This is a genomic window from Xanthomonas sp. NCPPB 4467 (genome assembly GCF_041475665.2).
GTDB classification, from domain to species: Bacteria; Pseudomonadota; Gammaproteobacteria; order Xanthomonadales; family Xanthomonadaceae; genus Xanthomonas; species Xanthomonas dyei.
In genome coordinates this window covers 4486181-4508600 of record NZ_CM191260.1, presented here as the reverse complement: position 1 = coordinate 4508600, position 22420 = coordinate 4486181, and the positions used below count along the sequence as shown (strand labels likewise).

Here is a 22420-nt window from a genome sequence, read left to right as displayed (position 1 = left end):
ACGTTTTTAAGGTACCAGGGTCATCTGCTCGCGCACTGCGTCGGGCAGTGAGCGCAAGCGTTCTAGCCAGCGTGAGACAGGTTCCATGGGCCAACGTCGGATCAACGCCTCGCGGCCGACACGCAGTGTCGAGTAGAGCTTGCGCTGACTGTTGCGGGGCGACAGCCAGTGCGCGATGCCGGTGGCTTCGCAGCCCAGTCCTGCCAGCCAGCTGGCGAAGGTGGCCAGCGTATTGAGCAACAACAGGATCTGCAAGCGCTCACCGCGACGGGTCAGGCTGTCTTCCATCGCCTGACCGTAGCGATGCGACTTCAGATCCCGAAATGCCAGCTCGATCTGCATCCTTCGTGCGTACAGGTTGACCAACTGCTTTGCGCTGGGCGCTTGCAGTTGTGGGGAGGCGACGATCAGCCACGGCTCGCGCTCACGCGCTGCTGCTTTCAAACTTGATGATGCGCGCGAGACCTTGGCAGGTGAGCGTCGATTGCGTTGCTGACGTCCCTGCGGTGTCTTGGCATAGAGCACCAGACGGCAATCGAGTGGATCGCTGCGATTGGCCTGCATCGGTGGCAATGCGTGTGCACGGTTGGACGCCAGCCCATGCAAGCGTCGGCTATCGATCCATTGCGCTGCATCATCGGGCACGTCTTGCGGCTTGACCTGCGTGCGTCCGCGCAGACGCCCGACCCAATCCCAGCCCATCGCCGAGACCGCGCGAAACCACGGCGTGCGGAATCCGGCATCCGTGACCAGGATTGGACGCACATCGTCTGGAATCAGTTCCTTGAGGTGTTGCAGAAAACGCTTCTCCGCACCAGGCGAGCCTTGCTGTTTCCCAGCAACCACCATGTCCAGCAACGTGAGCGTGCGCCCACCGATCGGCACGGCTGCGCGCAGCAGACACCATGACTTGTCCGGCTTTAGATCGCTCCAGTCGATGACGATCACCGGCTGCGCGCCGCGCAGCAGCCAATGCGCCATGTCCCGCTCGATCACGGATCGTTCGCCCTGCAACGTGCGATTGCGCAGCAGGCGGTCGCATGCCTTGAGGGGCGCACGTACCCGCCTCGCGCCTGGCCATGCGCGTGCAATGTCGATCAAGGTCAGCCGGCCTCCGTGCAACAGCGCCTCAACCGCGCCAAGCAAGGCGCGTCGACGTAATGCATACATGCCAGAGAGTGAGTGAGACAGGCACTTCTGCAATACTTCGCTGGCGCGCATGGTCGGCACTCTTCTCTGGCTTAGTCACCTTGAAGCGTGCACCATGCGCGCACCTTCTTCCACATCCTGATCCAGCAAGTACTTGATCTCGCAGGAAGAAATGTGGGGAAACCTCAGGGTCCGGCACGGTTTCGACCCGCACATCGCGTGAGCCGTGGTAGTTGAGGGCAAGCATGTGGATCTCCTGAAGGCCGGCGGGGTGCGGCAATGCAGTGCAGTGTTTGCATTGGGCTGTTAAGCCGGTCAGCACATTGCGTGCGCACGGTGTGCACGTGCTTGCTCGACGACATCGCGTTGATGCGCATGTCACGTCTGGATAACCCGCGCGCTCGCAGGCTGATTTCACGCGCAGCACTGCGTTGCAACGCAACTGCGGTTATGCAAGCCCGACAATCAATGATCGCCACGTGCGATCACTCAGGAGATAGGCATGGGACTTTTCAAGATGGTGACGGCCGGCGCCGTGGGTTATGTGGCATATAAGGCTTGGCAGCGTCATCAGGGTCTGGCAGCGGACACGCAAGTCGAGCAGGGCGTACGGGAGGATCGCCAAACCGCGCAATCTGCCATCGGGACCACGCCGCCGCATGGCGACCCACTGCGCGCCAATGTGGGTGATGCACGCGACCGCAAGCAGGCGCTGGGCGCGCTGGCCATCTTCAACGAGCAAGAGCGCACGCTAGCGCAGCTGGCCGTGGTCAAGGGCGTCGAGGGCGAGTTGCTGGATTTCGCACGCAAGATGGATGAAGCGCATAGCGCTGCACTGACCGACCTCAGCCGTTTCGCACCAGACCGCAGCGGTCCGCTCGGGCAAGCCGCATCTGCGCGTTCCAAGAGCGCACGCGACCAGCTACAAGCGTTGCACGGGCAGGCATTCGAAACGCAGTATCTGCAAACTGCCGTGCGCAGCCATGAGCAGGCGCTGGAGTTGCTGGACAAACAATTGAGCAGCGAGCCGGGCTCCAGCGATCTGGGCAAGGAACTGCAGTGCATGCGCGAAACCATCGCCGAGCATCTGGAGCATGCCAAGGCCCTCAGCGCGAAGCAGACCCAGCCCCACTAAGCTCAGTTAACAGTGCTCAGATCAGCTGATAAACGGCTGCGCCGACAGGTGGACGTGATCGTTGCTCGAGCAGGCTGCACCACTCGTACAACCGATTCTGAGAGTGGCTTGCACGCCCATCTGACGGAAGTCGGTGACACTCTACTAGCCGCCCTAGAGCCAGTAACATCGTGATGTTCGACCAGCGGCTAAGGCGGGTGCTTTGAACACTGGGTAACGTGTCTGTTGGGCGCGAACATTGAACTCCAAGTTGATCATCGCGCAACGTAGAAAAGACAGGCAGTCAAAGCTGCCTGTCTTTTTGACTGAAGCATGGTGCGCGACTGCGCACTGTAGTCACCTGGCGCGACTGGACGCAGTGCGGTCTTGCGTTAGATTGAATCGGCAAGCCGAAGAATGTGCTTCTGATGCTGTCGTGCAGGTGGCGGCATGATTCGAAGCCAGCAGCAACCCTATCTCGGCCAAATAAACCCGCCTCCCCCTCACGGGTGACGCGGGCGCGATCACACTACACGCGCGTCAAAGCGTTACAGCGCCGCCGGAGATCGTCAGCAGCGTGCCCGAGGTATAGCTGGCCGTATCGGCTGCGAGCATGACGTAGGCCGAGGCCAATTCCACCGGCTGCCCAGGACGTCCCATCGGTGTCTGCGCTCCGAAATTCTCCACCGATTCTTCGTCCATGCCGGAGGGAATGAATGGCGTCCAGATCGGGCCGGGCAGCACTGCGTTGACGCGAATCTTCTTTTCGGCAAGCACGCCCGCCAACCCAATGGTGAGATTGGCCAGCGCACCCTTGGTGGCCGCGTAAGGCCGGATGTTGGGGGTCGGCTTCTTCGATTGCACTGAGGCGGTGTTGATGATGGAGCCCCCATCTTTCATCAGTGGGGCCGACAGCCGCACCAGATTGAAGACGGCATGGACGTTGGTGTCGAAGGTCTTGCGCCACTCATCCAATGTGATGTCTTCGAAGCGTTCGAAATACTGCTGATAGCCGGCGTTGTTGACCAGGATATCCAGACCGCCGAACGTGCTGTTGACCTTGTCGATCAATGCGGCTGCCTGGCTAGGATCGCTGATATCGCACCCCACCAACAATGCCTTGACGCCGGCTTTCTCGATCAGTGCTCCGATCTTGGCGGCATCTTCCTGCTCATCAGGCAGAAACGCGATGGCCACATCGGCGCCTTCACGTGCATAGGCGATCGCAACGGCCGCACCGATGCCGCTGTCGCCACCGGTGATCAATGCACGCTTGCCCTTCAATTGCCCATGGCCGACGTAACTGTCTTCGCCGTGGTCCGGGCGTGGGTCCATCTTTTCGGTACGGCCCGGGAAGCTTTGCTGCTGGGGCTTGAATGGCGGGCGCGGGTAATTGGGTACGGGCATGATCGTCTCCTGACATTGGGTTCGCTGGCGTGCAGCGCGCGAGTGCTGCGGTGAAAGCCAGTGTGAGCATGCAAACGTAAACATCCGGGCTAGGCGATGTCGGCAGCGGGTGTGCTGGCGACCCACGCGTGGGTGGTGCAGCTGTCTGTTCGGTTACGGAGTTGCATTGATCGGCGTGCGCGTCGCTGCGAACTTCATGTGTTCTTGCTCACTGCATTCGATACTGAGCGCATTGTCAGGAGACCTCCCATGTTTTTGCGCCGTAACGGGCTGTCGTTGTGTCTGCTTGCGCTGACCTTGTTTTTCATCGGCTGCCAGATCTATGCCGGGCTCCACGCCTACAACACGGAGCTACGCGAGCATGGATTGCCGACGCTGCAGCTGGCTGCCTATTTGCACAGCCCGCACTTCATGTCTGCATTGTTCGAGAATTGGGAAAGCGAATTTTTGCAGATGGGCATGTACGTGTTGCTGACGGTCAAGTTGCGTCAGGTGGGGTCTGCGGAATCGCGCCCGCTCGACCCCGATGAAGAGCCAACGTCGATCACGCCAGGCCCTGCGCCGTGGCCGGTACGTGCCGGTGGACTGTGGCTGCGCCTGTACCAGCATTCGCTGGCGATCGCGTTTGGCATCCTGTTCCTGATGAGTTTTGTGTTGCATCTGATCGGCAGCTGGCGGCTGGAGCTGCTGGAACGTGCACAGAAGGGCATGCCACCGATCAGTATGCTCGACCATTTCACCGATGCCGGATTCTGGTTCGAGTCGATGCAAAACTGGCAAAGCGAATTCCTGGCGGTGTTTTCACTGGTGGTCTTGACGATCTGGCTGCGCCAGAAGGACTCGCCGCAATCCAAACCGGTCGAGGCGCCACATTCGCAAACCGGCGGATGATGGCGGTGGCAAGCCCGCTGCGCAGACACTAGGCGGACCCGCGAGAGAGCACTTCACGCCATCACACAGCGTCGTTCACCGCACTGCAATGTGCCTCTGTCTAGCGTGACATCACACCGCGACGCAGGAGATGCAGATGGGGACCGAACCGAAAAAACCATGGGGTCCTGACGCCGATCAGAGCAAGCCATTTACGCCGCAGGAAAGACGCAACGAAGATGCGCACTGGAAGGTGCACGACATGCCCGACCAGGACCGTGACGTGAACAAGGCCGACCCGGAGCACGATTACGAACGACCGGATGGATCGGAAAAGCGCTGAGATCCTCTGGTAATTCGATAGCATAACGCCCGCAAATGCTGGCGTTGTGCTATCTGCCACGTTGCGATGTCATGCCGGCACTCCACGCTGCGTAGCGCTGGAGCGGGCTCAATGGTGATAGCCCACATCGGCGGCGATCTTGCCGCGGAACACGCGATACGACCACACCGTATACCCCAGCACCAACGGCAACAGCACGACCAGGCCAACCAGCGGAAAGATCTGCGAGGATGGTGGCGCGGCGGCCTGCCAGATGGTGTAGCTCGGCGGCACCAGATACGGCCACATACCCAGCACCAGCCCGATAAAGCCCAGCACGAAGATCGCCAGCGTCAGCAGAAATGGCGTGGCATCGCTACGTGAGCTGTCGCTGCTACGCCACAACGCCAGTGCCACTGCCGCGGTCACCACCGGAATGGGCGACAACCACCAGAAGTTGCCATCCGCGAACCAGCGCGCCATCACGTGCGAGCTCAGGAACGGCAGCCACGCGCTGACCAGCACAAGGAAGGTCACCACCACACCGACCAGCGGCTTGGTCAGCTGACGCGCCAGGGTGTGCGTACGCCCCTCGGTCTTGAGGATCAACCAGGTGCTGCCGAGCAACGCATAGCCGAACACCAACGCTGCGCCGGTGAGCATGGTGAACGGGCTGAACCAGCCGAACACTCCGCCGATGTAGCGCCCATTCTCCAACGCCATGCCTTCCACCAGCGCGCCCAAGATGATGCCCTGCGCGAATGCGGTAAGGATCGAGCCGGCGATGAACGACAGCGTCCACAGTGGCCGCGAGCGTTGCGCCTTGAAGCGGAACTCGAAGGCCACACCGCGGAACACCAACGCCATCACCATCAACAGCACCGGCAGATACAGTCCCGACAGGATCACCGCGTACGCAGTCGGAAACGCTGCGAACAACCCTGCGCCGCCGAGCACCAGCCAGGTTTCGTTGCCGTCCCAGATCGGCGCTGCGGTGTTCATCATCAGGTCCACTTCCTGCTCGTCGCGTGCGAACGGCGCCAGCATGCCCAACCCCAAGACAAAGCCATCCAGCACCACGTACATCAGCACGCCAAAGCCGATGACGCCAAACCACGCCACCGGCAACCAGTAGCTCAGTTCCATGGTGTGGTCTCCTGTTCCAACGCGGTGTCCGCGGCCGACAACGGGCGTGCAGGGGTGTGTTCGCCGCCGGCCACATCCGGACCATCGCAACTGGGGTGCGGGCCGGCGCGAACCAGTTTGGTCAGATAGAAAATGCCAAAACCAAACACGAACGCGTAGCCCAGCACGTACACCAGTAACGACACGGCGACGGTCACGGCCGATTGCGGGCCCATCGCGTCGGCGGTGCGCAGCAACCCATACACCACCCACGGCTGTCGCCCGATCTCGGTCACGAACCAACCGGCGACCAACGCGATAAAGCCGGCCGGCAGCATCACGTTCCAGGCCAGGATCAGCACTTTTGCATGCAGCCGGCCGCGCCACCATGCAATGGCAGAGACCCAGGACAGCAACAGCATCGCCATGCCCAGACCGACCATGATGCGGAACGCAAAGAACACCGGTACCACTGGCGGCCGCTGATCGCGCGGCACCGAGGTCAATGGGGTGATGTCGCCATCGGTGCTGTGGGTCAGGATCAGGCTGCCCAGGCGCGGGATCGCCACTTCATAGTCGTTGCGCTCGGCCTCGGCATTGGGCAGCGCAAACAGCACCAGCGGCACGCCGGCGCCGGCTTGTTCGCTATGCCAATGCGCTTCCATCGCCGCCACCTTGAGCGGCTGGTGTTCCAGCGTGTTGAGGCCATGCTGGTCGCCAACCATGACTTGGATTGGCAGCACGATGGCCGCAAAGGCTACCGACAGCCGCAACATGCGTGCAGCGTCGGGTAGATGCACGCCCTTGCGCAGGTAGTACGCTGCCACGCCGCCCACCACGAAGCAGGTGGTGATGAACGAGCCCAGCGCCATATGCGCAAGCCGATACGGAAACGAGGGATTGAAGATGATCTGCGTCCAGCGCACCGGATGCACGATGCCGTTGACCATCGCATAGCCCTGCGGTGTGTGCAGCCAGCTGTTGGACGACAGGATCCAGAAAGTGGACACCAGCGTACCGATCGCCACCATGCAAGTGGCAAAGAAGTGCAGCTTCTCCGATACGCGGCCCCAGCCGAACAACATCACGCCAAGGAAGCTCGCTTCCAGAAAAAACGCGGTGAGCACCTCGTAACTCAGCAGCGGCCCGATCACGCCGCCGGCAATGCGGCTGAGCTCTGGCCAGTTGGCGCCGAACTGGAACGCCATCACGATACCGCTGACCACGCCCATGCCGAAGGACACGGCGAAGATGCGCAACCAGAAAAAATACAGCCGCTTCCATCCCTCGTTGTGCGTGCGCAGCCAACGCCATTCCAGAAAGCCCAGCAGATTCGCCAGGCCAATGGTGAAGGCAGGGAACAGCACATGGAACGAAATGACGAAGGCGAACTGGATGCGGGACAACAGCAGCGCTTCCACAGGAATCTCCCTGGTGCCGAGCGAGGATGCGTCTACGACGGCACTGGCGTGGTGATGGCAATGACGGGCGTCACGGTGATCGTATGGTCGAGGCTGATGTGCGGGTAGGTGGCGATGAAATGCGCGGCTCTGAAGCTTAACGCTTCACGATCGTTCAAGCTGCAGGCGTGGCCGCATGCGGCAGCAGGGTGGGGTGGCTGGACCGCAGTGCCACTGCGGTCGGGTTGTGCTGTTGCGTTCGGCATCCGTGCCCGCGTCTGCAGACCTGTGTCGGTGCGCTGGCTACGCGCTGCGCAAATGCCGCAGGCAGCGCGGCGCCAGCCAGTCGGCAAGGGCTGCATTGGTCGAACCTGGCGTCAAGCACAGGGCCTCGCGCACGGCCTTGACCGCTTGCGATTCGGTCAGGTCCGGCTGCGTGTTGTACGCCTCGCAGACGGCGCGCACGGTGCCTTCCGGGATGCCAGCGAAGGGGTGATAGCCGAGCTGGCCGCGTCGGTGCTGGTCCCGCCAATACGTCAATTCACTTTGCACATCGGCGTGGCGATGTACCGAAACTGCTTGCATGAGACACCTCGCGCGGCTAAGTCGGGACGCAATGGTTGCGCGTCGAAAGTACGTTGCTGTGAGGATGGCCTACACGCCTTCTCCACACGGCACGCGCCGGCAATGGATCACGCCTAAGGCCACTACTTTGACTGGTCGACTGGTCTGACAGCACTCGGCATCTGCTCACGTCGGTGCCGGCTAAACTTCCGGTTGCGATGGATGCAACAGCACAAGCGAACTGATCCATTGCGTTGAGCCCGACGGTGCGCCTCAAGAATGCGCGGCAACAGTGCCGGCAAACCTTGCACTGTTTGGCGTTTCGGCATGCCCGACGCGGCGACCGACCCCGACCATGACGCTTGGCACTGGCAAATTGCTGCCCAGCCGTGCGTACTGCGCGCATGACACGGCGAGCTCGACTTGGGGGAAGAGCGCCGTTCGATCACGATGGTCGTGACTGCAGCGAGCAATCTCGTGGTGATGCGCAGGCGTATTTTTCGCGCCGCTGTCACAATTCTCAACTGAACATGTAGTAGTCATTGCGGACAAAAGCGCTCATGGACCGTCTTTCCTGCGCCATCATCGACGACGACGTGGAGTTCTGCGATCAGGTGGTGGAGTTAGCCACCGATAGCGGCTTCCGTGCCAAGGGCATCCACACGCTTGGCGAAGCCAGCCGTTGGCTGGACAGCAATTTCCCCGATCTATTGGTCGTGGATGTTGGCCTGCCCGACGGCAGCGGTTTCGATCTCATCGAGCGGTTGGACCCGGACCACACCCCGAAGATCGTGGTGGTATCGGGCGATTACGCCTATGAAACCCAAGGCCGCGCGCAGCAGTTCGGCGTCAGCGAGTTCCTGACCAAGCCCTTTGCGCCGGAGCGGCTGGAACGCGTGCTGGGCGGCCTGCGCGACGCGCAGCAAGGCAATCTGGGCATCATCGGCAACAGCGACAGCATCGTGCTGTTGCGCAAGGACATCGTGCGCGTGGCGCCGACCGATTTGAATGTGCTGGTGACCGGCGAGACCGGCACCGGCAAGGATCTGGTCGCCCGTGCCATCCACCGGGTGTCCGGCCGTCGCGGTCGCTTCGTGCCGGTCAACTGCGGCGCGATTCCGGAAGAGTTGCTGGCCAGCCAGCTGTTCGGCCACGAGCGCGGCAGCTTCACCGGTGCCGATCGCCGGCATGCCGGATTTCTGGAACAGGCCGACGACGGTACGCTGTTTCTGGATGAGATCGGCGAGATGCCCAAGCGGCTGCAGGTCTATCTGCTGCGGGCGATCGAGTCGCGCAGTTTCATGCGCGTTGGCGGCAATGAAGAGATTCCGCTCAATGCCCGCGTTGTCGCGGCCACCCACCAGCATGTGCAGCGCGAGCACGCCGTGCTGCGCGAGGACTTGTTCTACCGCCTCAACGAGTACCCGATCCAGGTGCCGGCGCTGCGCGAACGCCGCGGCGATGCGCGCGTGCTGGGGCTGCGCGTGATCGACGAACTCAACGTCAAATACGGCAAGCGCAAGCTGCCGACCAAGTCGCTGCTGCGCTATCTGGCGTATCACACCTGGCCGGGCAATGTGCGCGAGCTGCGCTCGTTCATCCACTATCTGTATCTGCGCACAGACGGCGATTTGCTGACGGCGCCGGATGTGGAGCAGACCGTGCCGCAGGCCGACGAAGACGGCTTGCTGATTCCGGCCGGCTGGACCATGCGTCAGGCCGAAGACGCCATGATCGAATCGGCCCTGGCACGGACGCGCTTCAACAAGAAGGCGGCGGCACGCGAGTTGGGGATCAGCGTGCGCACGCTGCACAACCGACTGAGCGACAAGGACGCGTAGTGAGCGATGCTGCATCGCACGGCCGGCAGCGCGAGCTGCTGCATCAGCTGCGTAACCGTCTCAATGTGATGGGCTTTGCGCTGTATGCCCTGCGTGGCGATACCTCCAAGCCAATGGAGACGCTACGCACTGCACATCAGTCCGCCATCCTGTTGCTCAATGAATTGGGCGAACAGGAGCGCGCCGAGCAGCGCGCTGATGGCCCGCATGTAGAGGTACCACCGCCAGCGTCGTCAAACGACGACATCTGATCAGTGATGCTCGGCCGCTTGGGTCTGCTTGCTGAGCAGCGTGGTGATGGCTCGCGGGTTGTACGGCGTCATGCAGTACGACAGGTGCGCGACGCGCGGCGGCAGTATGTAGCGGTGGTAGCCGGAACAGAACGAGAGCGGCACCCCACGCGCCAATAGCGCATCGGCAACCGGAAAAACCGTGTATAGCCACAGACGTCGACGTGCAGCAGCGCACTATCTATGGCCTGTCCGGAGTTTGGCAGCGGTAGCGCGTCCGTTATCTTGCCAACCGGCGCCATTGCGCGCGTACCTGCTTTGATGAGCGAATCGTCGAGCGCCTCGGCCAACAGATAATCGTCTTCGTTCACCGGGATGCGTCGGCCAGTCAGCGGTGCGCCGTAGCTCCTATCGATCACCGCTGCAATGATCTGCCGTGATCTGCGACGATTGGATGACGCTCCACCGACCAACCATATTGGCTACCGGTGGAGCGTTGGTTTTGAGAATAGGCCCGCAACACTGCGGGCAACGGGGCGGCGGTGTGCCGCCCCGCGTGATGGATCAGGCCGCCTTGCTGGTCCTGGCGGCTTTCTGGTTGCCGCCTTGTTCGGCAAGCAGGGTCAGCTTTTCATCGGTGGCCTTTTCTTCTTCCAGCGTTGCCAGCAGCAGCGGCAGCGCATCGGTGTAGCCGAGTTGCTTGGCCATCGCCGCAATGGTGCCGTACGAAGCGATTTCGTAATGCTCCACCTTCTGTGCGCCACCGATCAGTGCGGCATCGCGGACCGGGCCGGCTTCGATTTCTTCGATCACTTCGCGGCTTTCTTCGACCAGGCCTTCCATCGCCGCGCACTTGATGCGCTTGAGCTTGATGCCCAGCACGTCGACCACCTGGTCGATGCGTTCGATTTGTCCCTGGGTTTCTTCCAGATGGGTTTCGAATGCGCTTTTCAATTTCGGTTCGGTCGCTGCACGTGCGAGGCGCGGCAGCGATTTGGTCAGCTGTTTTTCGGCGCTGTAGATGTCCGACAGCTCATGGATGAAAAGTTCTTCGACAGTCTTGATCGCCATGGGTGGCTCCTGGTGTGGGTCAGAGGTTTGAAGCGTGGCATTCACCGCTGGGTGGTCACGCGTTCTTGTTGTTTGCGTCCGATAAAAAACGCGAGTGCGATTGATTCCTGGTGCGCCCCGCCATGTGTCATGTCGAGCTGGCTCCAAGCCGTACCGCGTGATCGCTACGCTAGCCCTGCGAGTGTTAGCGCCATCGGTGGAAACGGTGATCCCGGTGCGATGACGACCTGTGCCATACCGGAATGTGTGCACGCATCGCTCACACAGGCGTGAGTTAACCCACAGCCGCGCTGTGGCAGATGTTTCGCTTCATGGTGCGCGAATCGCCGTCGCTGATCGGGCTGTGCGGATGCGCAGCAGCATTAGGACGGATGCTCTCTTGCTGAGTTATGGACAGGCCGTGCGCGGAAATTACACAGGTAAAGACACGCCTGTCGGCATCATGTGTCCTGCGGCGCAGACCGATGCACTACAACGAATGCACACGCCCGCACGCGATGTCCTATGACCCCGCTGGATAAACCATTACGTCGCGAGCTGCAGATCGGCGACCAGGCGTATACGTTGGTGATCGACCCCGACGGTTTGAAGCTGGTCGAAAAAGGCAAACGCAAGGGCGTACGCTTGCGGTGGGACGCGCTGGTTAACGGCGATGCCGCATTGGCCATCGCCTTGAATGCGTCACTCAGCGATGGGTGCGGCGCTCAAGGCGCAGTGCATAGCGCCGGGATGGCCGCGTACCTCAGCTTGTCGGAAATAACTGCGCCAGCGTGCGCACTGCCGCTTCCGACGCCGCACGGTCCGGGGCGGCATCGGCATTGTTGAAGTCGTTGCTGCCCTGGGCCTGCACCAGCAGCCCATCGCGACGCGGCACCACGTTGAGATTGTGGCCGCGCCAGACCAGCCCGTAGGTGACCTCCGGTTGCGGGATCAGGCGTGCGGTCTGCCCACGCACCGGAATCACACTGTCGTCGCCCAGCAGTGCACGCGCGCCGTAGCCGGTGGCGTTGACCACGATTTTTTCGCGCAGGTCGGCAAACTGACGCGGATCGTCGAAGCTGCGCGTGTAAAGCTCGCCGCCCGCCTGCAGAAAATCCTGCAGCAACAGCCGCGCATATGCGCTGATGTTGAAAGTCAGCTGGCTGTAGCGCCGCACGAACGGCACCGGGAACGGGTGGCTGCCGGCACTCAGTGCGTGCGAGCGCGGGCCAAGGTCGTGCAGCAGCGTGCGCTCCAGTGGCGGGTAGTCTGGTTCGTGCGCCTCGGCCGAGGTGACCGGTTGATCGAACGGCACATCCGACAAGGCATAGCCATCGCGCCATTCGATCGGCTCGCCGGGTAAGCCGAGCAGCGTCTGATACCGGCGAAAGGAGATCCGCGCCATCTCTTCCCAGCGCGTCTTGAAATCCGCTGTGGCGTGCTCGCTGGTGCAGACGCGCGAATCCGGCGACCACACGCCGGTGGCATAGAACGAGCGCACGTCCGGCAGCCGCTCGCGGGCATAAATGCGCACGCGCAGGCCGGCGCGTTGCGCTGCCACCGCCGTGGTCAGCCCAATCGCGCCACAGCCGATCACTGCCAGCGCGCGCACGTTTGCATCGGCTGCGCGCACCAGTCGCAACGTGTGTTCGGCTGCGCCCCACGACAACGACCAACCGCTGCCGCCGTGCCCGTAGTTATGCACCACCGTCTTACGCCCGATGCGTTCTGCCTCGATGCGGGGGCCTTGCGCACGGAACGGCCGGGTGCAGCCGTCGATGGCGATGATGCGATCGACCGATGCGCGGATCGGCGCCAGTGCAGGCGGGTTAGCGAACGACATCGCCGGCCCGTCGGATGCCGGCAACGGAGCGGACGGCGCAATGGCGGCCCTGCCGTTGGCAGCCCAACTGCCGGTCGAAGCGGCCGCAAGCGCAAGGCCTGCGCTGTGCAGAAAATGACGGCGGTGCATGCGACTCCTGCGAGATGAGTTGGAGATTTGCCGGCCCACTGCGATGTCTGCCGTGCCGACGTTCCGCAGCCACACGGCGGTGTCGCCCGATGGCACTAGATAGCTGCTTGGCACGACAGCGTGCTCGGCCGCATAGCGCACAGTAACCACGCAAGCGGCCTGTTGCTTGCCCATGGCGAGCATACCGCGCAGGCCCCCGTGCCGCCGACCGGCCAGGTCGGGTTTCATCCTGCGATCCCGGCAGTTGAGGTGGCGCTGGGGGCCATTCGTCGCCCGGGGCTTTCGCAGTGGCACGCGGCGGCTATGCTCGCTCCCGTCCCATCTTTCGACGAGTCCCTCCCGTGTCTGCCAGCGTCTTTCTGATCGTGCGTATCGTGTTTGCCTGGGCCGCCGCATTGGTGGTGGCCGGCATCATGTGGGCGCAGCTGTTCGGCGCTACCGGCGCGCTCTTCAGCCTGATCTGCATCGTGCTGCTGGCGCTGGCATTGATGAGTGCGATCACGCATGTGCGGCGCGTACGCTTGATCGCCGGTCGACTGGACCACGCCACCTTGTCCACCCGCCAGCGGCGGCAGATCGAGGTGCCGCTGGAGGTGCAGGCCAGCTTTTCGATGGTGGAAGAAGCGGTGCGCGCGTTGCCGCGCGTGCAGGACATCGAAAGCGCGCCCGGCAGCCTGCTGATCCGCGCCAAGATCCGCCGCATCGATCCGTATGCAGGCCGCAAGCCGTCGCGCTGGAATCTGTTTGCGCGCTTTGCCATCACCCACAACCAGGTACTGGTGACCATTGCGCCGGGGCAGGGCACCAGCAGCGTCACCGTGTTGTGCGAGCCCGATGCCGGCGCCTGGGTGGATCTGTTCGCGGTGGACGAGGGCAGCAATTACGAGAATGCCGAGGCGATCAATCGCGCGGTGGTGCGCCGGGTCGGCGAGCAACGTCGCGACGAGCAGGCCGCTGCCGAGCAATCGGTGATGGAAAAGGAACTGGCCGTGGCGCGCTTGAACCTGCTGCATGCGCAGGTGGAACCGCACTTTCTCTACAACACGCTGGCCAGCGCCCAGGTCCTTGCGCGCACCGATCCGCCGCGCGCCGACATCATGATCGGCCACTTGATCCAGTACCTGCGCCGCTCGCTGCCCAGCGCCGACGATGCCACTTCCACATTGGGCGAAGAGCTCGAACGCACCCAGGCCTACCTGGAGATCCTGCGCATCCGCATGGGCGCACGGCTGGCGCTGCAGGTGGAAGTGCCCTACGAGCTGCGCGGCCTGCCGTTGCCGTCAATGATGTTGCAGACGCTGGTGGAAAACGCCATCAAGCACGGTCTGGAGCCCAAGCCCGGCGGTGGCACCGTGTGGATCCTGGCGCGCCGCCTGGACGAGCACCAGGCCACGCTGACCGTGGCCGACGACGGCCAAGGCTTCAACACCCATAGCCACGGCACCGGCATCGGGCTGAAGAACCTGCGCGAGCGGCTGCAGTTGATCTACGCCGGCAAGGCGAGTTTTGCCATCGTGTCCAATTTCCCCAGCGGCGTGGCGGCCACGCTCACGCTGCCCTTGCCGGCGCAACCGGCCGCACCGCGCCCGCCGCCGTTGCCTGACACTGCCACGGCCGTGCAGGTGCAGGCATGAGCGCGCTACGTGCGGTGATTGCCGAAGACGAAGCGCTGCTGCGGCAGTCCTTGCTCGCGCTGCTGGCCGAGGTGTGCCCGCAACTGCAGGTGGTCGGCGAATGCGAAGACGGCGCCAGCGCGCTGGAGACCATCGCCACTCAGCAGCCGGATGTGGTGTTTCTGGACATCCGCATGCCCGGCCTCACCGGCATCGAGGTGGCACGCGCGATGCGCGAGGTGAGCCCGCGCACGCAGGTGGTGTTCGTCACCGCCTACGATCAATACGCCATCGATGCGTTCGAACACGGCGCGGTGGATTACCTGCTCAAGCCGATCAATCGCGACCGCCTGCAGGCCACCTGGCAACGCGTGCAGCAACGCGCCGCCGCCGGTCAGCCGGACAACGGCTTGCTGGAAGCGCTCTTGCAGCAGCTGGCCGCGCGTCCGTCAGCGCCCGGCGTCGCGCCGCCACTGGCTTGGCTCACCGCCACCAGCGGCCGCGAGACGCGTTTGATCGCACTGGACGAGGTGGCGTATTTCCAGGCCGATCAGAAATACACCACGGTGATGACGGCCGGAGCTGAGGCGCTGCTGCGCACCCCGCTGCGCGAGTTGCTCGATGTGCTCGACCCGCAGGTGTTCAAGCAGATCCACCGCTCCACCATCGTCAACATGAAGGCGGTGGCCTCGGTGGTGCGCGAGGACACCGGCAAGGGCCGGCTGGCGCTGCGCGGGCGCAGCGAAACGCTCACCGTCAGCCAGCCGTTCATGACCCTGTTCCGCGGCATGTAATCCCCTCATCTCCCCCCATACCGCATCGACACGAAAGGACTGCCTCCATGCGCCTGATCGCCTCCCTGGTGTATTGCCTGCTCGCCCTGGCCGGCTGCCACGAACGCAACGGCACCACCTCGATCACTCGCGCCACCAGCGATGGCCGCGACGTGCTTTTCAGCAAGACCCAGGTCACCGACGCCGAGACCAATGTGCACTGCCTGGCCAGCAGCAGCGGCCAGTGCCATTACCTGATCTATGAAGAGCAGTGTCCGGCTGCCACACCCACCGCCGCGTCTAGCGGCAGCACACCGGCGCCGGCGTGTGCGCGCAAGACGTTGGACAGCTTTGCGCTGCTGCCAGGCCAGGTGCGTGCGCTGCGCGGCCTTCCGGCCGCGGCGCACACCTGCGTGGGCCGCGATGCGCCCGCTGCGCAGTGCCACGGGTAGGCCGCAGCGTCTGTCGTCGCGTCGTCGCCTGATCGCTGCAACATCGGCGATCAGGGCTTAGGGGCGCGCGGTGTCGCCCGGCATTCTCGTAGCGTGCCTGAATACGCACTGACGGCAAGCGGTCGCATCTGCGATCATTACCGGCTTGTTGCCGGGTCACGGCGCCATCACTGCCAGGCTTTTCATGTCCGAACATTCGTTGCGCCGCGACGTCGGCCCTTTTGCGCTCATGCTCACCGGGCTGGGCTCGATCATTGGTTCCGGCTGGCTGTTCGGCGCCTGGCGCGCGGCCGGGCTGGCCGGTCCGGGCGCTGTCTGGGCCTGGATCCTGGGCGCGGCGATCATCACCACCATCGCGTTGTCCTACGCCGAACTGGGCGCGATGTTCCCCGAATCCGGCGGCATGGTGCGTTACAGCCATTATTCGCACGGCTCGCTGGTGGGCTTCATCGCCGGCTGGGCGAACTGGATCGCAATCGTCTCGGTCATCCCGGTCGAAGCCGAAGCCTCGGTGCAATACATGGCCTCCTGGCCGTGGGCCTGGGCGCAGGGTCTGTATGTGCAGGCACCTGGCGGGGCTGGCGAGTTGTCGGTGCCCGGGCTGCTGATTTCGGCGGTGCTGGTGCTGGTGTATTTCTTCCTCAATTTCTGGAGCGTCAAGCTGTTTGCGCGCTCCAACACCTTGATCACCGTGTTCAAGCTGGTGGTGCCGGCGGCGACCGGCGTGGCCTTGATCGCCAGCGGCTTCCACAGCGAAAACTTCAGCGTCGGCATCCATGGCGATGCCCATGTGCTCGACCTGGCGGCGGTGCTCACCGCGGTGGCCACCGCCGGCATCGTCTTCAGCTTCAACGGCTTCCAGAGCCCGGTGAACCTGGCCGGCGAAGCGCGCAACCCGGGGCGCAGCATTCCGTTCGCGGTGCTCGGTTCGATCGCGCTGGCCACGGTGGTCTACGTGATCCTGCAGGTGGCCTATATCGGCGCGGTGCCGCCCGATCTGCTGGCCAAGGCCGGCTGGCACGGCATCGATTTCCGCTCGCCATTCGCCGAGCTGGCCATCATCGTCAACCTGCATTGGCTGGCGATGCTGCTGTACATCGATGCGTTCGTCAGCCCCAGCGGCACCGGCATCACCTATACCGCCACCACCGCGCGCATGGTTTACGGCATGGAAAAGAACGGCACCATGCCGGCCGCGCTGGGCAAGCTGCACCCGGTGTGGGGCGTGCCGCGCATGGCGATGTTCTTCAACCTGGCGGTGTCGTTCGTGTTCCTGTTCTTCTTCCGCGGCTGGGGCACGCTGGCGGCGGTGATCTCGGTGGCGACGATCATTTCCTATCTCACCGGACCGATCAGTGCGATGGCGCTGCGTCGCCACGCGCCGGAGTTGCATCGCCCGCTACGCATCGCCGCTTTGCCGGTGCTTGCTGGCGTCGCGTTCGTGATGGCGACCGAACTGCTGTACTGGGCGCGCTGGCCGCTGACCGGCGAGATCATCCTGCTGATGGTCGTGGCGCTGCCGGTGTACTGCTATTACCAGGCCAAGCAGGGCTGGCCGGATCTGCGCCGCAACCTCAAGGGCGCGGCCTGGATGATCTGCTACCTGCCGATCATTGCGCTGCTGTCCTGGGCCGGCAGCAGCGATTTCGGCGGCCATGGCTACCTGAGCTACGGCACCGACCTGGCGGTGGTCGCTGCAGTTGGCGTGGTGTTCTACATCTGGGGCGTCCGCAGCGGCTGGCGCACCCCGTCGGTGGAGCAGGCGGTGGCGCGGGCTTGAGTGGGGTGCGCGGCCGTACCGATTGAGTGCGGCTCTGCGTCAGAGGCAGTGCTTGGCGGGGCTTGATCGCAGCGGTGTTTCCGCCTGCGATGGCCTTGCCGGCCGATCGCGCTGCCACGTTCGCCGCGATGCAATGAGAAAAAACGGCCGGTGCAGTGCGCACCGGCCGTTTTTGTCTGGAATCATTTTTCAGGTGCGTGCTGCAGCGACATCCATCGCTGCAGCGGTGTATCAGGCGTTGGCCACCAACCGTGGCGCGCCATCGAAACGGTCCAGATCGCGCAGCAATTCGGTGTAGCGACGCAGGCGGCCCATCTCACGCATGTTGACGATGTCCTCGTGGCGCAGCTCGCGCTTGGAGGTCACTTCCTGCTTGTAGCGCAGCACTTCCGGGTAGCGGCGCGTCATGTCCAGCGCGTCGGCGACGCACTCGACCGAGTCGGCATCCGGTGTCACCCGCGCGCGGCTATTGAACGCGCGCAACCAGCGCTCGAAACCGGCACTGTGGTCGAACAGGTCGGCGATGTACCACATGATGAACAGGATCGATGCCCACGAGGTAAAGATGATCACCACGCGGCTGAAGGTCAGGTGGTAGTCGTTCTGCCACAGCTGATGCGTGATCACGCCCAGCAGCACCAGCGAAATCGCCTGCCAGCCGATGATCGAGGCGATCACCCACTGTTTCTTGGCGACCTTGAGCAGATCGAGCTCTTCGTCGAGCTGCGCATCGGTCTTGTCGCGCCAATAGACGACCTGCTCATCGAAGGAGCGCCGATGGAGTGCGTTGTCCTGCAATAGCAGGCCTAAACCCTGGAACAAAGCGATCATGACAAGCTCCTGACGGATGGCTGGCGAACGACGTGCTGCACCGGCGCTGGCCGGTGCCCTGGAGCGACCGACGCGCCTTGCGATGCAGGGCCGATGTCGGACGGCCCTAGTTCTAGCACTTTCGCCGTGCATGGCAATGCCTGCGGCGAACCTGTGACCGCGCAAAGTTGCGCACCCGTGCACAAAACGCTGAATTCAGCTGGTTTGGCCGCGATAGCGCCAGATCGCGCGTGCCTTGCGTCGCCACTCTTGTTGCACTGCACACCTGGCAGTGCGGCAGTCGCGTGCCTGGCCGACGTGTGGGCGATGGATTGGACGGCACCTTAGTTGCCTGTAAGCGTCCACCAAAACGACGGCACCGCCGCCGGGCGGGCGCTGCGGGTGTACGGAGCCGGGACTGCCACGGGTGTGTTGGCTCCTTCCGCATCGCCTGCGTCTTTCTGGCGATTGCTCAGCACCCCGTTGGCGCTTCACAAACGCCTGTGCGTGCTCGCTGGCTCGCCTGCGAGGAACGGCGGCGCACGTCTGCGCCTGACCGGCGGATGAGGCGCCTGTGCCAGACCGGACGCGCGCTGACGTGATCGTGCAGACGCACCCGTATCATGGCGGCATGTCTGCCGTCCTGCGAACCCTGACTGCCCCCGCCGCCGAACAGATCCGCCGCTGGGTGCTGGGCGCGTTTCCGCGTGGACAGAGCACCATCGAATACGATCAGCCGCTGGGCGACCCCGGCATCTTCGGGCCCGATAGCGTCACCTGGCGCGTGCACTCCGAATTTCCCGGCATGTTGTCCGGCGGGTTGTGCGCATTGATGCTGCAACTGTTGCACCCGCGCGCGCTGGCCGGGGTCTACGACCACTCCAACTTCCGCGCCGACCTGGTCGGCCGGCTGCGACGCACCACCAACTTCGTCGCCGGCACGACCTACGCGCCGCAGGCCGAAGCCGAGCAGCTGATCGCGCGCGTGCGCGGTATCCATTCGCATATCCGCGGCCACACTGCCGATGGCGTGCCGTACGAAGCCAACGATCCGGCGCTGCTGACCTGGGTGCATGTCACCGAAGCCTATGGGTTTCTGCAAGGCTGCCGACGCTATTGCCGCGATGTGCCGGGCGCAATCGCCGACCGCTATTACGACGAAGCGCGCCGCGTGGCCGAAGCCCTGGGCGCCACCGACGTGCCCGCCAGCGAGGCCGAGGTAGATGCGTATTTTGCGTCGGTGCGCGGCGAGCTGCGCATGGATGCACGTTCGCGCGAGGTGCTCGACATCCTCACCAGCATCCAGCTGCCGGTGCCTGCGGCAGGCCTGTCGCGCGGTGTGTTCCTCGGCGCCGGCACTGCGTTGTTGCCGGGCTGGGCCAGCGACATGCTGGGCCGCACCACCACCCAACGCGCACAGGCTCGTGCATCCGCCCGCCTGCTGCGCAGCTTGTCGCCGCTGTTCCGCACCGCGTTGCGCGATGGCTTATCGGCCCGCGCCTGCAGGCGCATGCAGTTGGAACCGGCGACGTTGCTGCAGTGGCCTGAGTAGCGGTTTGGCAGGTGGGAGTTGTGTGTGGCTTGCGTGCTGGTTTAGTGCTGCATGGTGCTGCGGGTGCGGTTACATCGCCGCGACTACCGACCCTCACCCCAACCCCTCTCCCCCGAGAGATGCGTTTGGGTGAGGAATGGCGCGCGTGGAGCGACAACGCCAGGCATGTCGGGCCGACATCAGGCCGACACTGCAACCTACTGCACAGTCGGCGTTGCGGGCGACGGCAGAGTGAGCAGCATGACCGTCCGATGACGGCAGGCACGCTGACAGTCGCGTTTACATCGCCGCCTCACACGACCAACGCCAGCACTTACCAGATCTTGACCCGCTGTTCCGGCGCCAGATACAGCTGCTGATCCTGCTTGACATCGAAGGCCGGGTACCATGCATCCAGATTGCGCACGGTCTGCGCGCGAAAACGCCCGGGCGCATGCACATCGGTGAGCACGGCGTTGCGTAGCGCGGCGTCGCGGTACTTGCCACGCCAGGCTTGCGCAAACCCCAGGAAAAAGCGCTGATCGGGGCTGAAGCCATCGATGGTCTGCGGCTGCTTGCCCTGTAGCGACAACTGGTAGGCGTCGTACGCGGTGGCCAGGCCGGCGACGTCGGCGATGTTTTCGCCCAGCGTCAGCTTGCCGTTGACCGCCAGATCGTCGAACGGCTTGTAGGCGCCGAACTGTGCGGCAAGCGCATTGCCGGCGGTCTCGAATTTCTTCAGATCCTGCGGCGTCCACCAGTTGTGCAGCTCGCCGTGTTCGTCGAATAGTGCGCCCATGTTGTCGAAGCTATGGCTGATTTCGTGCCCGATCACCGCGCCGATCGCGCCGTAGTTCACCGCATCGTCGGCGGCGGGGTCGAAGAACGGCGGTTGCAGAATCGCGGCCGGGAAGAGCAGGCGGTTTTCCAGCGGCACATTCAGTGCGTTGACCTCCTGCGGCAGCAGGTACCACTCGCGATGATCGACCGCCTTGCCCAGCTTGGCGATGTTGCGGCGGTACTCGAACAGACCGGCGCGTTCCACGTTGCCCAGCGCATCGTCGCGACGCACATCGAGCGCGCTGTAGTCGCGCCAGCTGTCCGGGTAGCCCACCGCCACCGTCAATCCGGCGATCTTGGCCTTTGCATGTTGCTTGGTCTCCGGCGTCATCCATTCCAGCGCGTCGATGCGCTTGCCGAACGCGGCGATCAGATTCTTGACCATCTCTTCGGCGCGGGTCTTGGTTTGCGCGCTGACGTACTTCTGCACGTAGCGCTTGCCGACCGCTTCGCCCAATGCGGCGTTGGTGGCATCGATCCCGCGCTTCCAGCGCTGGCGCTGCTGCGGTGTGCCTTCCAGGGTGGTGCCGTAGAACGCAAACCGCTCATCGGCAAATGCCTTGGACAGATACGGCGATGCACGATCCAGCGCGCGAAAACGCAAATAGTCCTTCCAGGTGTGCAACGGCTCGGACCGCACCAGCGCCGATAACCCGCGCACGGCCTGCGGCTGCCACACGATAAAGTCCTGTTGCGCCTTCAGGCCGGCGGCATCGAAGAACAGCGCCCAGTCCAGCCCCGGCGCATGACGCGCGAAATCGGCTTGTTTCCAGGCATTTGCGCCCGCCTGCACATTGTTGGTCTGCTCGGGTGTGGCGTGCACGCGGGCGATTGCGACTTCCAGGGCCAGGATGCGCTCGGCCCTGGCCGGTGCATCGTCGATGCCGGCCAGTTCCAGCACCCTGACGATGTGGGCGCGGTAGGCGTCGCGCAGCTGCGCCATGCGCCCGCCGTCCAGATAGAAGCTGCGCTCGGGCATGCCCAGGCCGCCTTGCACCAGGTACGGCGCGTAGCGGCCGGGGTTGTGCAGATCCTGCGACACCCATAGGCCGAACAGACGGTCGGTGTAAAAGTTCGTCGAGTTGAGCAGGTCCACATCGGCGCGCAGTTGCCCGCCCAGGGTGCGTGCCAGCGCCTGCTTGTCTTCCAGCTGCGCGATGGCATCCAGCTCCGGTTGCACCGGTCGCACGCCCTTGGCCTCGATGCTGGCTTCGTCCATGTAGGCGGCGTAATAGTCGCCGATCTGCTTGTCTTCGCCGGTGACGCGGTCGTTGGCGGCGGCGCCTTCGATGATGTCGCGGCTGTGGCGCTCGGTGTCGATGGCGATGCCGACGAAGCTGTTGAAGCTGGAGCGGTCGTCGGGAATCTGCGTGGTCTTGACCCAGTTACCGCTGGCGTAACTGAAGAAGTCGTCGCCTGGTGCCACGCTGCGATCCATGCCCGCCATATCGAAGCCGAAATCACCGAGCTTGGGCGTGCTGGGAGCGGGCGTGGTGCGGGTGTCGGCCGCTGGAGCCATGCCATCGCGGTGACAGGCTGCGGTGGTCAATGCCGCAGCAGCCATGGCAGCGATCAGG

The 22420-nt window shown here is 63.7% G+C and carries 19 protein-coding genes and 3 pseudogenes; 11 read left to right on the top strand and 11 right to left on the bottom strand.

Annotation, left to right across the window (positions count from 1 at the left end):
* Positions 1-6 precede the first annotated feature (6 nt).
* Positions 7-1221 (bottom strand): IS4 family transposase, encoded by a 1215-nt coding sequence (locus ACCQ06_RS19615; RefSeq protein WP_316688798.1) that lies wholly within the window; start codon positions 1219-1221, stop codon positions 7-9.
* A 430-nt stretch (positions 1222-1651) separates the two neighbouring features.
* On the opposite strand from ACCQ06_RS19615, the gene ACCQ06_RS19610 reads away from it, so the two are divergent.
* Complete coding sequence (locus tag ACCQ06_RS19610) at positions 1652-2284, top strand: DUF4142 domain-containing protein (RefSeq protein WP_316688797.1); 633 nt, start codon at positions 1652-1654, stop codon at positions 2282-2284.
* 519 nt (positions 2285-2803) lie between these two features.
* Here the strand turns inward: ACCQ06_RS19610 and ACCQ06_RS19605 are convergent.
* Positions 2804-3670: an SDR family oxidoreductase gene (locus ACCQ06_RS19605; protein ID WP_316688795.1), complete on the bottom strand. Its 867-nt coding sequence runs from the start codon at positions 3668-3670 to the stop codon at positions 2804-2806.
* Positions 3671-3919: 249 nt separating this feature from the next.
* Here ACCQ06_RS19605 and ACCQ06_RS19600 point away from each other — a divergent pair, with 249 nt between their 5' ends.
* Together ACCQ06_RS19600 and ACCQ06_RS19595 are read left to right on the top strand one after the other, a co-directional pair.
* The gene (locus ACCQ06_RS19600; protein WP_316688794.1) at positions 3920-4561 is read left to right on the top strand and encodes a DUF6766 family protein; all 642 of its coding nucleotides are present in this window, start codon (positions 3920-3922) and stop codon (positions 4559-4561) included.
* A 136-nt stretch (positions 4562-4697) separates the two neighbouring features.
* A complete protein-coding gene (locus ACCQ06_RS19595; protein WP_170068556.1) occupies positions 4698-4883 on the top strand; it encodes a hypothetical protein in 186 nt (61 codons plus the stop codon).
* A gap of 108 nt (positions 4884-4991) precedes the next feature.
* On the opposite strand, the gene cydB is transcribed toward ACCQ06_RS19595, so the two are convergent.
* From cydB to ACCQ06_RS19575, 4 genes are all read right to left on the bottom strand, one after another.
* Positions 4992-6008, bottom strand: a complete 1017-nt coding sequence (gene cydB / locus ACCQ06_RS19590; protein ID WP_316688792.1) for a cytochrome d ubiquinol oxidase subunit II — start codon at positions 6006-6008, stop codon at positions 4992-4994.
* Positions 5999-7408, bottom strand: coding sequence for a cytochrome ubiquinol oxidase subunit I (locus ACCQ06_RS19585; protein ID WP_316688790.1), 1410 nt, complete (start codon positions 7406-7408; stop codon positions 5999-6001). The genes cydB and ACCQ06_RS19585 overlap by 10 nt, the downstream gene beginning before the upstream one ends.
* A gap of 32 nt (positions 7409-7440) precedes the next feature.
* Positions 7441-7566, bottom strand: coding sequence for a hypothetical protein (locus tag ACCQ06_RS19580; RefSeq protein WP_316688789.1), 126 nt, complete (start codon positions 7564-7566; stop codon positions 7441-7443).
* Between the two features lie 124 nt (positions 7567-7690).
* The gene (locus tag ACCQ06_RS19575; protein ID WP_316688787.1) at positions 7691-7972 is read right to left on the bottom strand and encodes a hypothetical protein; all 282 of its coding nucleotides are present in this window, start codon (positions 7970-7972) and stop codon (positions 7691-7693) included.
* A 539-nt stretch (positions 7973-8511) separates the two neighbouring features.
* On the opposite strand from ACCQ06_RS19575, the gene ACCQ06_RS19570 reads away from it, so the two are divergent.
* Together ACCQ06_RS19570 and ACCQ06_RS19565 are read left to right on the top strand one after the other, a co-directional pair.
* Positions 8512-9792 carry a sigma-54-dependent transcriptional regulator gene (locus ACCQ06_RS19570; RefSeq protein ID WP_228323629.1) on the top strand — a complete coding sequence of 427 codons (1281 nt, stop codon included), beginning with the start codon at positions 8512-8514 and terminating at the stop codon, positions 9790-9792.
* Positions 9793-9860: 68 nt separating this feature from the next.
* Positions 9861-10043 carry a hypothetical protein gene (locus tag ACCQ06_RS19565; protein ID WP_316692698.1) on the top strand — a complete coding sequence of 61 codons (183 nt, stop codon included), beginning with the start codon at positions 9861-9863 and terminating at the stop codon, positions 10041-10043.
* On the opposite strand, the pseudogene ACCQ06_RS19560 reads toward ACCQ06_RS19565, so the two are convergent.
* Together ACCQ06_RS19560 and ACCQ06_RS19555 are read right to left on the bottom strand one after the other, a co-directional pair.
* Positions 10044-10414 (bottom strand): annotated as a pseudogene (locus ACCQ06_RS19560) (response regulator).
* A gap of 172 nt (positions 10415-10586) precedes the next feature.
* Positions 10587-11093, bottom strand: coding sequence for a YciE/YciF ferroxidase family protein (locus ACCQ06_RS19555; RefSeq protein WP_228323628.1), 507 nt, complete (start codon positions 11091-11093; stop codon positions 10587-10589).
* Between the two features lie 504 nt (positions 11094-11597).
* Between ACCQ06_RS19555 and ACCQ06_RS19550 the strand changes: the two are divergent.
* Positions 11598-11786, top strand: a pseudogene (locus tag ACCQ06_RS19550) (hypothetical protein); the annotation flags it as partial.
* Positions 11787-11835: 49 nt separating this feature from the next.
* On the opposite strand, the gene ACCQ06_RS19545 reads toward ACCQ06_RS19550, so the two are convergent.
* The gene (locus ACCQ06_RS19545; protein WP_316688786.1) at positions 11836-13044 is read right to left on the bottom strand and encodes an NAD(P)/FAD-dependent oxidoreductase; all 1209 of its coding nucleotides are present in this window, start codon (positions 13042-13044) and stop codon (positions 11836-11838) included.
* Between the two features lie 341 nt (positions 13045-13385).
* Between ACCQ06_RS19545 and ACCQ06_RS19540 the strand changes: the two genes are divergently transcribed.
* The 4 genes from ACCQ06_RS19540 (at position 13386) to ACCQ06_RS19525 (ending at position 17662) form a co-directional block, all read left to right on the top strand.
* Positions 13386-14678: a sensor histidine kinase gene (locus tag ACCQ06_RS19540; protein ID WP_228323626.1), complete on the top strand. Its 1293-nt coding sequence runs from the start codon at positions 13386-13388 to the stop codon at positions 14676-14678.
* Complete coding sequence (locus tag ACCQ06_RS19535; RefSeq protein WP_316688785.1) at positions 14675-15451, top strand: LytR/AlgR family response regulator transcription factor; 777 nt, start codon at positions 14675-14677, stop codon at positions 15449-15451. Before ACCQ06_RS19540 ends, ACCQ06_RS19535 begins: the two co-directional genes overlap by 4 nt.
* 47 nt (positions 15452-15498) lie before the next feature.
* Positions 15499-15882, top strand: a complete 384-nt coding sequence (locus ACCQ06_RS19530) for a hypothetical protein (protein WP_104615011.1) — start codon at positions 15499-15501, stop codon at positions 15880-15882.
* Between the two features lie 184 nt (positions 15883-16066).
* A complete protein-coding gene (locus ACCQ06_RS19525; RefSeq protein WP_104615012.1) occupies positions 16067-17662 on the top strand; it encodes an APC family permease in 1596 nt (531 codons plus the stop codon).
* A 231-nt stretch (positions 17663-17893) separates the two neighbouring features.
* On the opposite strand, the pseudogene ACCQ06_RS19520 reads toward ACCQ06_RS19525, so the two are convergent.
* A pseudogene (locus ACCQ06_RS19520) lies at positions 17894-18581 on the bottom strand (hypothetical protein).
* A 522-nt stretch (positions 18582-19103) separates the two neighbouring features.
* Between ACCQ06_RS19520 and ACCQ06_RS19515 the strand changes: the two are divergent.
* Entirely contained in the window at positions 19104-20024 is a 921-nt protein-coding gene (locus ACCQ06_RS19515; protein ID WP_316688784.1) for an oxygenase MpaB family protein, read from the top strand.
* Positions 20025-20337: 313 nt separating this feature from the next.
* Here ACCQ06_RS19515 and ACCQ06_RS19510 read toward each other — a convergent pair whose 3' ends face one another.
* The gene (locus ACCQ06_RS19510) at positions 20338-22407 is read right to left on the bottom strand and encodes a M13 family metallopeptidase (RefSeq protein ID WP_316692696.1); all 2070 of its coding nucleotides are present in this window, start codon (positions 22405-22407) and stop codon (positions 20338-20340) included.
* Between the last annotated feature and the right edge of the window lie 13 nt (positions 22408-22420).